The sequence below is a fragment of the Streptomyces sp. NBC_01116 genome (assembly GCF_041435495.1).
Lineage (GTDB): Bacteria > Actinomycetota > Actinomycetes > Streptomycetales > Streptomycetaceae > Streptomyces.
This window is the reverse complement of sequence record NZ_CP108644.1, coordinates 6,730,973-6,745,131: the sequence shown is the minus strand read 5'-3', so window position 1 is coordinate 6,745,131 and position 14,159 is coordinate 6,730,973. Positions and strand designations below refer to the sequence as shown.

The following is a 14,159-nucleotide window of genomic DNA, read 5'->3' as shown; positions in this document are numbered from 1 at the left end:
ACCCGAGGACAACGCCACCGCCCCGGTGACTTTCACCCGGGCACCCCACGACGGCGCGCCGCTCACCGGCGCGCACAGGGAGACGCATCGCTGTGAACCCGACCGGAAACCCCTCTCTGCCCGGGGACCCCTCCCCGAACGGACCCGCTCCCCTGAACGGCCCCGCGCCCCTTGCCGGGAGCTCACCCCTGGACCGGAACTCGCCTCCGACCGGGAGCTCACCCCTGACCGGGCACTCGCCCCTGACCGGACACTCGCTCCTGGCAGGCCGCGAGGTCCCCGGCACCGGGGACGCCTGGTACGCGGTCACCGCCGCGACCGGCGAACCGTTCGGCCCTCCGCACCGGGACGCCTCGACGGAACAGGTCGCCGAGGCGGCCCGGCTCGCCGCGGCGGACGCCCGCGCCTTCCGCGCCCTGCCGCCCGAGCGGCGGGCGGCCTTCCTCGACGCCTGCGCGGAGGAGATCGAGGCGCTCGGCGACGCCCTGCTGGAACTCGCCGCCCGGGAGACCGGACTCCCGTCGGCCCGGCTGACCGGTGAACGGGGGCGCACCTGCATGCAGTTGCGCCTCTTCGCCGAACTGGTCCGGAGCGGGGCGGCCCTCGGTGCCCGGATCGACTCCGGCCCCTCCGGCACGGACGTACGGCTCCGGCGGATCCCGCTCGGCCCGGTGGCCGTGTTCGGGGCGAGCAACTTCCCGCTGGCGTTCTCGGTCGCGGGCGGCGACACCGCGTCCGCGCTGGCCGCCGGCTGCCCCGTGGTGGTCAAGGCGCATCCGGCGCACCCGGGCACCGGCGAGGCGGTGGCCCGCGCCGTCACGGCCGCGGCCACGCGCACCGGCATGCCGGCCGGGGTGTTCTCCCTGCTGGTGGGCCGGGGGCACGACGTCGGCCTCGCCCTGGTCGGCGATCCGCGGATCACCGCGGTGGGGTTCACCGGCTCCCGGACCGGCGGGCTGGCGCTGATCGCCGCCGCCAGGTCGCGCCCCGTGCCCGTCCCGGTCCACGCCGAGATGTCCGCGGTCAATCCTGTGATCATGCTCGACGGGGCCCTCGCGGAACCGGAGCGGGCGGCCGACGCGTACGTGGCGTCGCTGACGGCCGGCGCGGGCCAGTTCTGCACCAACCCCGGCCTCCTGCTGCTGCCGGCCGGACCGGCGGGCGACGCCTTCCTCTCGGCCGCGGCCCGGGCCGTGAAGGCCGCGGAGGGGCAGGTCATGCTCACCCCGGACATCGCCCGCGCGTACACCGAGGGCGTACGGCGGCGGGAGGCCGTACCGGGCGTACGGGAGGTGGCCCGGGGCGCGGCCGGGGCCGGCCCGTACGCACCGGCCCCCGTCGTCCTGGCGTGCGACGCGGCCGCGTACACCGCGCACGAGGACCTCTCCGGCGAGGTCTTCGGCGCGGCCGGGCTCGTCGTGCGCTGGTCGGGGACGGACGAACTCCGATCCCTGCTGGAGGAGTTGGAGGGGCAGCTGACGGCCACCCTGCACGCGACCGACGCCGACCGGGCGACGGCCATCGCTCTGCTGCCGGTGCTGGAGGAGCGGGCGGGCCGTGTTCTGTGGGGCGGCTGGCCCACCGGCGTCGAGGTCTGCCACGCGATGGTGCACGGGGGGCCGTGGCCGGCGACGAGCTCGCCCGGGACGACGAGCGTCGGCACCCTCGCCGTCGAGCGCTGGCTGCGCCCGGTCTGCTACCAGTCCTTCCCCGACGCCCTCCTGCCCCCCGAACTCCGCGACGACAACCCCCTGCGGGTTCCCCGGCAGACAGGGGCCGACCTCACCCCGGGAGCCTGAACTCCGGTAGCACCAGAGCAGAATGGGCCGGCCGCCCCTCCGTCGGGGGCGGCAGGGAGCCCAGCGAGCGCAGCATGGTGTTGCGCTGCTCCAGCGCCCGGGCGGTGGTCGGGAAAGGGGCGGCATCGCCCGTGCCGACCTGATCCTGGTTCAGGGTCACGAACGCACGGGTGTCACGCTCGTAGGCGGCGAAGCCCGCGGCGTGATCCCGTGCGGCCGCCAGCGATCCGGCCGCGCCGCAGCACGGATTCCCGGTGTGGTCGTGGTCCCGGACGCGGTGGACGCCGTCGGACGTCGGGGGGTCGCCGGCTGTCGCCGCGCTGCGGCGCCGGGGCTTGTGGAGCATTTGAGCGCCTTTTGCGGGGCGACGCCCAGCATGGGCCGTGACAGGCCGCCGTGGGCGGGCTCCGGACGAGGAGACTCCAGGGCAACCGAACAGGTCGGATGCTCGTCCCTCTTTGACGGACTGCCTCCTGCCGACGAGGAGGTGCCGCCGTTCATCCGCTTCACGCAGGCGGGCGGGCGGTCCAGCAGGCACTTTCCCACCTCTCGGACGACCTGGCATCCGAACCGCCGACCACCACCTGGAGAATCTCCATGCCTCAGCAAGCAGCGAGCGCACCCGCCGCCGCAGCCGTCCTCGCGATAGTCGCGGAGGTGCTCAACGTCGCACAGGTCGCCCCCGACGACGACTTCTATGATTTCGGCGGCAGTTCGCTGCAGGCCATGCGCATCTGTGCCCGTCTCGCCAAGGACTTGCGGATCAAGGCCGCTCCGGAGGCGCTCTTCGAGGCGGAGTCCCTCGGCGACTTCGCCACCGGCCTCGTCGCTTGAGTTCCCGTCACCCTTTCCACCGCCCGTCCGGCCGCTCAGGAGCGCGCTCCATGCACTCTCACCTCATCCACACCGCCGTGGCGGAGCAGGCCCGCATACGCCCCACCGCGCCCGCTCTCATCGACGGCAGCGAGTACGTCGACTACGCGACGCTCGACGCCGCGTCCGACGTCCACGCCCAGGAACTCGCCGCCGTGGGCGTCCTCCCCGGCACGGTGGTCCCCATCCTGCTGCCCCGCTCGTCCCGCCTGGCGGCCGTTCTCCTCGCCGTCCTCAAGTGCGGCGCGGCCTACGCCGCTCTTGATCCTCGCTGGCCCCGGGAACGGGTCGCCCGGGTGACCGCCGCGCTGGACTCGCCCGTCCTGGTCACCGACGACTCCGGCCGGGGGCACTGGTCGCCCCCCGCCGGATCGCTGGCGCGGGCCGCCGCCCGCAGGACGGCGGGGCCCTCTGCCTACATCGGCCCCGACGCCCCCGCCGCGGTCTTCTTCACCTCCGGGACCACCGGGTCCCCCAAGGGCGTCCTCTCCCCGCACCGCGCCACGACCCGTCTGTTCGGCGGCCCGGGAGCCTTCGCGGACTTCGGCCCCGGCCGGGTCGTCCTACAGGCCGCCCCGCCGGCCTGGGACGCCTTCAGTATGGAGCTGTGGGGACCGCTGACCAGCGGTGGCACCTGCGTCATCGCGCCCACGGACTACCTGCTGCCCAGCACCCTCGCGGACCTGGTCGCCGAGACCGGGGTCGATACCGTCTGGCTGACGTCCACCCTGTTCAACCTGTTCGTGGACGAGGACGACCCGCGCCGCCCCTGCTTCGCGGGCGTCCGGCAGGTCCTCACGGGAGGTGAGCGCCTCTCCTCCGAACACGTCGCACGGTTCCTGAACCGGTATCCGTCCACCCTCCTGACCAACGGTTACGGCCCGGTGGAGAGCTGCGTGTTCGCCACCACCCACCGGGTCACCGCCGCGGACTGCGCCCGCGCCGGAGGGATCCCGATCGGAACACCCGTCCCCGGCACCGCCGTCCATCTCCTCGATGGCGACCGACCGGCCGCCCCGGGCGTCCAGGCGGAGATCTGCCTGTCGGGACACGGTCTGGCCGCCGGCTACCTGAACGCCCCGGAGGACACCGCCGCGGCCTTTCCCACCGTCATGCTCGACGGCGCCCCGGTCCGGGTGTACCGCACCGGCGACCTGGGGCGTCTGGACGCCGAAGGCGTGCTGCACTTCCACGGCCGGGCCGACCGTCAGGTGAAGATCTCCGGGCACCGCGTCGAGCCGGCCGAGATCGAGGCCGCCGCCCGGAGCATCCCCGGAGTGCGCGAGGCCGCGGTCGTACCGGTGGCCGCGGAAGGCAGCGGGTACGAGCGGCTCGCGATGTTCTACACCTCCGAGGAGTCCGACGATCCGGGCTCCCGCTCCGTCCGCCGGGCACTGGTCTCCCTTCTGCCCGCCTACATGGTGCCGCGCACCGTCGAGCGCCGGTCCGCTCTGCCCACGACGGCCAACGGGAAGCTCGACCACCGCTCCCTGAGCGCTTCGCTCTGAACAGCGGCCCGAGGTATCCGGACGGCGGCCGGAAACCACGCCTGCGCACGCCGCCGTCCGCCCCCCTGTCGAACCCACACCGGAGAGCCCCGTCCCATGAACCCCACGTACCCCATGTCCTTCGAGCAGGAGTCGATCTGGCTCAACGACCAGTTCCAGGAGGGCGCCTCGCGCTACCTGGAGTCCTGGACGTACCGTCTGCGGGGCGCCCGGATCGTGCCCGGCGCCGTCCAGGCGGCGCTCGACGGCATCGTGGTGCGCCACGAGGCGCTGCGCAGTCGACTCCACCTCGTCGACGGAGTGCCCCGGCAGACCGTCCTGGACCCGTCCCCCGTCGACCTCACCGTGCGTTTCGTCGCTCCGGCGGAGCTGTCCGGCGCACTCGCCGAGGCGGCCGTCCGGCCGGTCGTCCTGCACCGTCCGCCGCTGCTGAGGGCGACGCTGCTGCGGCTGGCCGACGACGACGCCGTCCTGGTCGTGGCCGTCCACCACGCGGTGATCGACGGTTGGTGCTGGGGGCTGCTGGACACCGAGTTCAGCGCGCTCTACCGGGCGGCGCTGAGCGGCACGGAAGCCGGCCTGCCCGAGGTTCCGTTGCAGTCCGGCCCCTATGCCGAACAGCAGAAGGCCCCGTCCGGGACCAGTACGGAGTATTGGAGGAGAACCCTGGCCGGGGCTCCGGAGGAGTCGTCGTTCCCCTTCGACCGGCCCCGTCCCACGGCGCCGGGTTTCCGCGGCGACCGGGTGGAGTTCGTCCTCGACGGTGAGACCGGTGAGGGGATACGCCGCGTGGCCCGTGCGGCCAGGGCCACTCCGTTCGCCGTGCTGGCGGCCGCCGTCGCCGCCCTCGTGTCCCATGCTTCGGCACAGGACGACGTGGTCGTCGGCACACCGGTCTCCCGCCGGGACGACGAGGACCTGGTGCCGTTGATCGCCTGCCTGTCCGACGTCATGCCGCTGCGTCAGCGCGTCACGCCCCAGGACTCCTTCGCCGATCTGGTGGGCCGGGCCAAGGCGGTGGTCCGAGGTGCCGTGGCGCACCGCGACGTCCCCTACTCCCATCTGATCCGCGAGCTGGACGTGGAGCGCTCGCCCGGCCGCTTTCCCCTGTTCCAGGTGGTCATCGGAGTGGACGACGCACCGGCCCCGGCGCTGGACCTGCCGGGGGTGGCGGCCGAGCGGATGTACGTGCACGCGGGCACGGCCAAGTACGACGTCTTCCTGCACATGATCCCCGAGGCGAGGAGCTTCCGCGGCTACTGGGACTTCTCCACCGACCTGTTCGACCGCTCCACGGTCGAGCGTCTCGCCGAGCGGCTCGCGGCGCTGCTGCGCGCCGTGGTGGCCGAGCCCCTCCGCCCCCTGGCCGAACTCGACCTCCTGCCCGCCGCCGAGCACACGCTCCTTGAGGAATGGGCGCGCGGCGACACGCCCGCCTCCGGCCCTCCCCCGGTGCACGAGGCCGTCGCCGCCCAGGCCCTGCGCACCCCCGACGCCCTCGCCGTGGTGCACGGCGACCGGTCCCTGACCTACGCGGAGCTGGACGCGGCGGCGACGGCTGTGGCCGCCCGCCTCGTGGACGGCGGCGCCGCCGGACGGCCCGTCGGCGTCTGCCTGCGCCGGTCCCCGGAGCTGGCTGTCGCGGTCCTGGGCGTGCTCCGGGCCGGGTGCTGCCTTCTGCCCCTCGACCCCGACTACCCGGCCGACCGCATCGCCCACATGGCCGCCGACAGCGGCATCCGGACCGTGCTGACCCAGCGTGACCTCTCCGGTCTCGTCCCCGGTGTCCGGGCCCTGGTCATGGATGACCTCGTCCCTCCGGCCTCACCCGCACGGCCATCCACCGTGTCCCCCGGTGATCCGGCCTACCTGATCTACACCTCGGGTTCGACCGGGCGCCCCAAGGGCGTTGCCCTGCCGCACCGTGCGCTGGCCAATCTGATCGCCTGGCAGGGGGCCAGGTCCGGGGCCGGGCCGGGGACGCGCACCCTTCAGTTCGCCCCGCTCAACTTCGACGTGGCGTTCCAGGAGCTCTTCGGCACCTGGGCGACCGGCGGCACGCTGGTCATGGTCGACGAGGACGTGCGGCGCGACCCGGTCGGCCTGCTCGACCTGCTCGCCGCCGAGCACGTGGAGCGGCTGTTCCTGCCGTTCGTGGCCCTCCAGCAGCTCACCGAGTGCGCCCGCGCCACGGACCGGCGGCTGCCCGCGCTGCGCGAGGTGGTCACCGCCGGGGAGCAGTTGCAGGTCACGCCCGCGTTGCGGGAGTTCTTCCGGGACCGCGCCCCCGGGGCCGTGCTGGAGAACCAGTACGGCCCGTCCGAGACCCATGTGGTCACCGCGGAACGGCTGGCGGGCGACCCGGACCTCTGGCCCGTCTCGCCGTCCGTCGGGCGCCCGATCGCCGGGACCGGCATCCGGCTGCTCGACGCGTCGCTGCGGCCCGTCCCGGTCGGCTCCGTGGGCGAACTCTGCGTATCCGGGGAGTCCCTGGCCGACGGCTACCTCGGGGAGCCGGAGCTGACCGCGCGCAAGTTCCCCACCGTGGGGGGTACGCGGCTCTACCGCACCGGCGACCTCGCCCGGTATCTCCCCGACGGCCGGCTCCAGTGCCTGGGACGGCGCGACGACCAGGTCAAGATCCGCGGGCACCGGGTGGAGACCGGCGAGATGGAGTCCGCGCTGCGGGCGCTCCCCGGCGTCGCCGACGCGGCCGTGGTCGCGCAGGAGCAGTCCGCCGGCGGCCGCCGTCTCCTGGGCTACTACCTGGGGACGGCGGAGGCCGAGACGCTGCGCCGGGCGCTCGCCCGGCAGCTCCCCGAGTACATGGTTCCTCCCGTGCTCATGGTGCTCGACGCCTTTCCGCTCACCCCGAGCGGGAAGCTCGACCGGGCCGCGCTCCCCAGCCCCGAACAGCTGGACACGGCGCCCTCGGACGCCTACGTCGCCCCTGCCACCCCCACCCAGGAACGGATCGCCGCGGTCTGGGCCGAGGTGCTCGGCCTGGCCCGTGTCGGCGTCCGTGACGACTTCTTCGCCCTCGGCGGCCACTCCCTGCTGGCCACCCGGCTCGTGCTGCGGCTCAGGCAGGAACTCGGTACCGGTCTGCCGCTCAGCGCGGTCCCGGCGAACCCGACGGTGGAGCAGCTCGCAGCCCTCGTCGACGGTGCCGCACCGGCCGAAGAGCCGGATCTGAGCGCCGAGATCGCGCTGCCCGACGACATCGTCCCGGCCGACGAGGTGGTCGCCTTCTCCTCCGATCCCGCCCAGGTGCTGCTCACCGGGGCCACCGGGTTCCTGGGGGCCTTCACCCTGCACGCGCTGCTGGAGCGGACCGGTGCCACGGTGCACTGCCTGGTGCGCGGCGCGGACCGGGAGCAGGCGGACAAGCGGCTGCGCTCCGTCCTGGACGGGTACGGGCTGTGGGACGAGCGCTGCGAGCGGCGGGTGTCGGTGGTCCACGGCGACCTCGCCCAGCCGCTGCTGGGACTGCCCGAGAAGGACTTCGACGTCCTGGCGCGGACCGTGGACGCGGTCTACCACGTGGGGGCGGCGGTCAACCTGGTCGCGCCGTACGGGCAGCTCAGGGCCGCCACGGTGGACGGGACCGCGACGGTCCTGCGGCTGGCCGCAAGGCACCGCACCGTGCCCGTGCACCACGTCTCCACGGTGGGCGTCTACACGGGCTCGGCCGGCCGTCCGGTCGGCCCCGAGCACCCCACCGGGCCGCCCGGAGCGCTGCGACACGGCTACACCAGGAGCAAGTGGGTGGCCGAAGGGCTGGTCGAGGTGGCGCGGGCGCGGGGTCTGCCAGTCTCCCTGTACCGGCCGACCCGGATCGCGGGCCACAGCCGGACGGGCGCCTGTCAGCGCGGCGACTACTTCTGGCTGATGCTCAAGGGCTGTGTGCAGGTGCAGGCCGCTCCCGCGGGAGTGGACACCGCCTTCGACCTCGCTCCGGTGGACTACGTCGCCGACGCGCTGGTGGAGCTGTCCCGTGGTGCCGGCGCCTCGGGCCGGACGTACCATCTGGCGGCCGGCCGTCTCCTGCGCCTGGAGACGGCGCTGGGGTGGCTGCGGGCGCGAGGGTACGACCTGCCCGGGGTCGAGCCGCGTGCCTGGCTGGAGCGGATAGGCGAGAGCCCCGGGAATGCCGCGTTCCCCCTGCTGAGCACCCTGGTCGAGGAGTTCACCGGGAGCGGTTCGGAGGGGGGCCTGGTCTTCGATCCCGGTGCCGCGGTGGACGAGCTGTCCGGGACGGGGGTGGTCTGCCCCCAGGACCACGAGGAGATGTTCGGCGCCTGCGCCGACCGCTTCGTCCGGGAGGGCTGGCTGCCCGAGCCCTAAGGGCTGTCCCGCGCGCGTCCGTGCCCGCGCGCGTGCTGCTCCGCCCGCCCGGCGCGGGTATTCCACGTCGTGGCACCGGGCCCGGAGAATTCCGGGCGAACGGGCCCCGGCCGTCCCTCACGGGGTACGGCCGGGGCCCGTCGCGTTTTCCGGCTCCCGGGAACGGATGATTACCGCGCCATTACTGCCCGCCGGTAGGTTCTGCCCCACTCGGAATTGTCCGCCGAAAAGGCAGTCGAAGCCTGTCTGAATACCTTGCCCGCCGGAGGAGCGACGGCGGTCGAAGCCGTGGAGATTCCCGCCCCGCACTCAAAAGAAAATGCCGGTGAACCCATGCGCGGATGGGGCCGGCCGTGGCGGGGCCCTATGCGATTCGCGATCGGAGCATCACGATGATCAACGTGTTCCAGCCCAGCCTGGGGGCCGAGGAACTCAGCGCCGTTTCGGACGTGTTCGAGAGCAACTGGCTGGGGCGCGGGCCCAGGACCAAGGAGTTCGAGGCGCAGTTCGCCGAGCACCTGGGTGTGGACCCCGAGCACGTCCTGTTCATCAACGCGGCCACCGCCGGCCTGTTCCTGGCGACCGAACTCCTCGGGTACGGTCCGGGCGACGAGGTCGTCCTGCCCTCGGCGAGCTTCGTGTCGGCGGCCAACGCCGTCGCGGCCACCGGGGCCCGGCCCGTCTTCTGCGACGTCGACGCCCATACGCTCAACCCCAGCGCCGCGCAGGTGGAACGGGCACTGACCCCTCGTACGAAAGCCGTGCTCCTCCTGCACTACGCGGGTCGCCCGGGTGACGTGGCGGCCGTCGCTCGGCTCTGCCGCGAGCGCGGGGTGCGACTGATCGAGGACGCGGCGTGCGCCGTCTCCTCGGCGGTGGACGGCGTCAGGTGCGGGACGTTCGGCGATGTGGGCATCTGGAGCTTCGACGCCATGAAGACCCTGGTGACCGGTGACGGCGGGATGATCTACGTCCGCGACGCCGAACTCGCCCGCAAGGCGCGCAGACTCGCCTACTACGGCCTGGAGCAGGCCAGCGGATTCGCCGCGGCCAAGGTGTCCGACCGCTGGTGGGACCTGGACGTGCACGAGTTCGGGCGCCGGATCATCGGGAACGACCTCACCGCGGCGATCGGCAGCGTGCAGTTGCGCAAGCTCCCCGCGTTCGTCGAGCGGCGCCGCGAGATCACCGCGGAGTACGACCGGCGGCTCGCGGGGCTCGACGGCGTACGGCTGCCCCCACCGCTGCCGGCGGGGCACACCTCCTCGTACTACTTCTACTGGGTCCAGCTCGATCCCTCGGTCCGGGACCAGGTCGCCGCGGACCTGCTGGCAGGGGGCGTGTACACCACCTTCCGGTATCCGCCGCTGCACCGGGTGCCCGCCTACGGCGCGGTCGGCACCGAGCTGCCGGGGGCCGAGGCCGCGGCCGATTCCACTCTGCTGCTGCCCCTGCACCAGGGCCTGACGGAGGAGGACGTACGGACCGTGGCTCAGACCTTCCGCGCGGCTGTCGGGAACCGGCTCCTCGCCACCCGCCCCTGACAGCCCCGGCCAGGAGAGGCAGCCCTTGATGCATATCGCCGAAACCGCGGTGCTCGGAGCGTATTCCGTAACTCCGGAGAAACTACCCGACGAGCGGGGCAATTTCTTCGAGAGTTTCCGGTCCAGCCGGATGGAAAGGACGATCGGCCACCCCTTTGTGCCCCAGCAGATCAACTACTCGGTGTCGCGCCGCAACACCCTGCGAGGAATCCATTCGGTGACCATTCCACCGGGACAGGCCAAGTTCGTGAGCTGTGTCCGCGGTGCGCTGCGGGACATCATCGTGGACCTGCGGGTCGGATCACCGTCGTTCGGCGCCTACGAGGTCACCGAGCTCGACGCCGCTTCGGGCCGCGCCATGTACATCCCGGAAGGTGTCGGGCACGGCTTTCTGGCCACCGCCGACGACACCTGCATCTGCTATGTCCTGTCCAGCGAGCACGTTCCCGGCACGCAGATCGACATCGATCCGCTCGACGCCGACCTGGCCCTCCCCTGGGGCTACGAGGAACCTCCCCTGATATCCGCCAAGGACGCGGCGGCGCCGGGTCTCCGCGCGGCCGAGTCCGCAGGACTGCTCGCCACCTGGCAGGAAGCGGTCCGACGTTCCCCTTCCCCTGCTGCGAGGAACACACTGTCATGAAGGCCCTGGTGTTGTCGGGCGGGTCGGGTACCCGCCTGCGCCCCTTCAGCTACTCGATGCCCAAGCAACTCATCCCGGTGACGAACAAGCCCGTCCTGGAGTACGCGCTGGAGAACATCCGCGACCTCGGGGTGACCGAGATCGCCGTCATCGTCGGCGACTGGGCTCCCCAGATATCCGAGGCGCTGGGCGACGGCTCGCGCTTCGGGGTGCGGATCACCTATCTGCGCCAGGACCGGCCGCTCGGCCTGGCGCACTGCGTCGCGCTGGCGCGGCCCTTCCTCGGGGAGGACGACTTCGTCATGTACCTCGGGGACAACATGCTGCCGACGGGCATCACCGATATCGGGGCCGAGTTCCGCGGCAGCCGCCCCGCGGCTCAGCTCGTCGTGCACAAGGTGGCCGATCCGCGGGCCTTCGGGGTCGCCGAGCTGGACGCGGACGGAAGGGTCGTCGCCCTGGAGGAGAAGCCGGAGCACCCCCGGAGCGACCTGGCCCTCATCGGCGTCTACTTCTTCACCTCCGCCATCCACGAGGCGGTGGCCGCCATCGCACCGAGCGCCCGCGGCGAGCTGGAGATCACGGACGCGATCCAGTGGCTGGTCGGCCAGGGCGCCCGGGTACGGGCCAGTGAGTACACCGGCTACTGGAAGGACACGGGCCAGGCGGACGACGTCCTGGACTGCAACAGGCGGATGCTCGCGGAGATCACACCCCGCGTGGCGGGGGACGTCGACGCGAACAGCGAGATCATCGGCCCCGTCGTGATCGAGGAGGGCGCCCGGGTGGTGCGTTCCCGCATCGTGGGCCCGGTCATCATCGGCGCGGACACCGTGATCGAGGACTGTCACATCGGTCCCGACGTCTCGATCGACCGGGACTGCGTGCTGCGGTCGACCCGACTGGCCGACTCCATCGTCATGCGTGAGGCGTCCATCATCCGGGTGCCCGGGCTGCACGGCTCGCTCATCGGCCGCTGCGCCAGCATCGGGCCGAGCGATCACGGGGCCTCCCATAGCCGGCTCGTGGTCGGCGACCACACCCGGGTGGAGGTGGCGGCGTGAGGATCCTGGTCACCGGCGGCGCCGGATTCATCGGTTCGCACTACGTCCGCTCGCTGCTCGCCGGGCGCTATCCCGGCTACGAGCAGGCGCACGTCACCGTTCTCGACAAGCTGACCTACGCCGGCAACAAGGAGAACATCCCCCTCGGCCACCCCCGGCTCGAACTCGTGGTGGGAGACGTCTGCGACCGCGAGCTGCTGCTCGGTCTCCTGCCCGGGCACACGGCGGTCGTCCACTTCGCCGCCGAGTCCCATGTGGACCGGTCCCTGGCCTCGGCCTCCGCGTTCATCCGGACCAACGTCCAGGGGACCCAGGTCCTGTTGGAGGCCTGTCTGGCCACGGGCGTGGAGCGCGTGGTGCACGTCTCGACGGACGAGGTGTACGGAACCATCGAGTCGGGTTCCTGGACGGAGGACTGGCCGCTTTTACCCAACTCCCCCTACGCGGCGTCCAAGGCGGCGTCCGACCTCATCGCACGGGCCTTCTGGCGCTCGCACGGACTGGATCTGTCGATCACCCGCTGCTCCAACAACTTCGGCCCCCACCAGCACCCCGAGAAGCTCATCCCGCTGTTCGTCACCAATCTGCTGGAGGGCGAGCGGGTCCCGTTGTACGGAGACGGACTCAACGTCCGCGAATGGGTGCACGTCGACGACCACTCCCGGGCGATCCAGCTGGTGCTCACCCGGGGCCGGCCGGGAGAGGTCTACAACGTGGGAGGAGGCAACGAGCAGACGAACCTCGCCGTGACCGAGCTCCTGCTCGAACTCGTCGGAGCGGACCGGTCCCGGATCGTCCATGTCCCGGACCGCAAGGGACACGACCCACGCTACTCGCTCGACGAGACCAAGATCCGTGAGGAACTGGGGTACGCCCCCGAGACCGACTTCGCACAGGGCCTCGCCGACACGGTCGCCTGGTACCGCGACAACGTGCACTGGTGGAAGGCGTCCAAGGAGCTGAGCCGTGGCTGACCGGACGCGCACCCGCTCCTTGCGCCCCCGCGCCGACCACGGACTGCCGGGCAGGTGCCACCGGTCCCGCGAACATGCCGACGAGGGCGTGGACCTGCGTACCGACGAGTTCCACGCGTGGCTGGCGGAACGGTCCCGGGCGTTCAGCTTCCGGGTCGACCGCATTCCCTTCGCCGAGCTCGACGGGTGGTCGTTCGCGGCGGACACGGGGAACCTGACCCACCGCAGCGGCAGGTTCTTCACGGTCGAAGGGCTGTCCGTCAGCACCGGCGACGGGCGGTCGGCCCAGTGGCAGCAGCCGATCATCCGTCAGCCCGAGGTCGGCATCCTGGGCATCCTGGCCAAGGAGTTCGACGGGGTGCTGCACTTCCTGATGCAGGCCAAGATGGAGCCGGGGAATCCCGGGCTCGTCCAGCTGTCCCCCACCGTGCAGGCAACCCGGAGCAACTACACGAAGGCCCACCGGGGCGCGGACGTGAAGTACATCGACCACTTCGTGCGCCCGGGGCGGGGCCGGGTGCTGGCCGACTCCCTCCAGTCCGAGCACGGTGCCTGGTTCTACCGCAAGGCGAACCGCAACATGATCGTCGAGACGGCCGAGGACGTGCCGCTCGACGAGGACTTCCGCTGGCTGACCCTCGGGCAGATCGGCCGGCTGCTGCTGCGCGACAACGTCGTGAACATGGACGCGCGGTCCGTGTTCGCCTGCCTCCCGCTGCCCGCCGAGGGGAACGACGCCCTGCTCCCGGATGCCGAGCTGCGGTCCTGGTTCACCGCCGAGCGGGCTCGGCACGACGTACGGGCCGACCTGCTGCCGCTGCACCGTATCGCCGACTGGTCCCGTGGCGAGTCGGCGATCACGCATGCGCGGGGCCGCTACTTCCGGGTGGTGGCCGTCTCGGTCGAAGCCGGCAACCGGGAGGTGAGGGGCTGGACCCAACCGTTGTTCGAGCCCCGCGGGACGGGCGTCACCGCGTTCGTCACCCGCCGGTTCGACGGGGTTCCGCACGTCCTGGCCAACGCCAAGGTGGAAGGGGGCTTCCTGGACACGGTGGAGCTCGCCCCGACGGTCCAGCACACCCCCCTCAACTACGCGCACCGCACCGGGCCCGACCGCCCTCCCTTCCTCGACCTCGTGCGGGAAGCGGACGATTCGCGCGTCCGCTACGAAGCCCTGCACGCGGAGGAGGGCGGCCGGTTCCTCAACGCGGAGAGTCGCTACCTGTTCGTCGAGGCCGACGAGGAGCAGGCTCCCCGGGCCGCGCCCGCCGGTCACGCCTGGGTGACCCCGGGCCAGCTCAGCTCGCTCGTGCTGCACGGCCACTACGTGAACGTGCAGGCGAGGACCCTTCTGGCTGCGCTGGCCACGGGAGCGGTGGCCCTGTGAGCCACCGGGCGGTCCGTCTC

Annotated in this window: 9 protein-coding genes and 1 pseudogene; 9 read left to right on the top strand and 1 reads right to left on the bottom strand. The window is 72.4% G+C overall.

The annotated features are described in order from the left end of the window. Window positions 1-92 precede the first annotated feature (92 nt). Complete coding sequence (locus OG245_RS29600; RefSeq protein ID WP_371626413.1) at window positions 93-1,799, top strand: aldehyde dehydrogenase (NADP(+)); 1,707 nt, start codon at window positions 93-95, stop codon at window positions 1,797-1,799. Here the strand turns inward: OG245_RS29600 and OG245_RS29595 are convergent. Next, window positions 1,783-2,031, bottom strand: a pseudogene (locus OG245_RS29595) (FAD-dependent oxidoreductase); the annotation flags it as partial. The gene OG245_RS29600 and the pseudogene OG245_RS29595 sit on opposite strands and share 17 nt — an antisense overlap. Before the next feature lie 365 nt (window positions 2,032-2,396). Here OG245_RS29595 and OG245_RS29590 point away from each other — a divergent pair. The 8 genes from OG245_RS29590 to OG245_RS29555 all read left to right on the top strand — a co-directional run bounded on the left by OG245_RS29590 (window position 2,397) and on the right by OG245_RS29555 (window position 14,139). Continuing rightward, window positions 2,397-2,633: an acyl carrier protein gene (locus tag OG245_RS29590; RefSeq protein WP_371626412.1), complete on the top strand. Its 237-nt coding sequence runs from the start codon at window positions 2,397-2,399 to the stop codon at window positions 2,631-2,633. A gap of 50 nt (window positions 2,634-2,683) precedes the next feature. Continuing rightward, entirely contained in the window at window positions 2,684-4,180 is a 1,497-nt protein-coding gene (locus OG245_RS29585) for an amino acid adenylation domain-containing protein (protein ID WP_371626411.1), read from the top strand. 96 nt (window positions 4,181-4,276) lie between these two features. Beyond that, on the top strand, window positions 4,277-8,527 hold the full coding sequence (locus OG245_RS29580) for an amino acid adenylation domain-containing protein (RefSeq protein ID WP_371626410.1): 4,251 nt from the start codon (window positions 4,277-4,279) through the stop codon (window positions 8,525-8,527). A gap of 392 nt (window positions 8,528-8,919) precedes the next feature. After that, complete coding sequence (locus tag OG245_RS29575; protein WP_371626409.1) at window positions 8,920-10,071, top strand: DegT/DnrJ/EryC1/StrS family aminotransferase; 1,152 nt, start codon at window positions 8,920-8,922, stop codon at window positions 10,069-10,071. Between the two features lie 28 nt (window positions 10,072-10,099). Continuing rightward, window positions 10,100-10,714 carry a dTDP-4-dehydrorhamnose 3,5-epimerase family protein gene (locus OG245_RS29570; RefSeq protein ID WP_371626408.1) on the top strand — a complete coding sequence of 205 codons (615 nt, stop codon included), beginning with the start codon at window positions 10,100-10,102 and terminating at the stop codon, window positions 10,712-10,714. Then, window positions 10,711-11,778 (top strand): glucose-1-phosphate thymidylyltransferase, encoded by a 1,068-nt coding sequence (locus tag OG245_RS29565; protein ID WP_371626407.1) that lies wholly within the window; start codon window positions 10,711-10,713, stop codon window positions 11,776-11,778. Before OG245_RS29570 ends, OG245_RS29565 begins: the two co-directional genes overlap by 4 nt. Continuing rightward, window positions 11,775-12,752, top strand: a complete 978-nt coding sequence (gene rfbB, locus OG245_RS29560) for a dTDP-glucose 4,6-dehydratase (RefSeq protein WP_371626406.1) — start codon at window positions 11,775-11,777, stop codon at window positions 12,750-12,752. The genes OG245_RS29565 and rfbB overlap by 4 nt, the downstream gene beginning before the upstream one ends. Continuing rightward, the gene (locus OG245_RS29555) at window positions 12,745-14,139 is read left to right on the top strand and encodes an NDP-hexose 2,3-dehydratase family protein (RefSeq protein WP_371626405.1); all 1,395 of its coding nucleotides are present in this window, start codon (window positions 12,745-12,747) and stop codon (window positions 14,137-14,139) included. The genes rfbB and OG245_RS29555 overlap by 8 nt, the downstream gene beginning before the upstream one ends. Window positions 14,140-14,159: the final 20 nt, after the last annotated feature.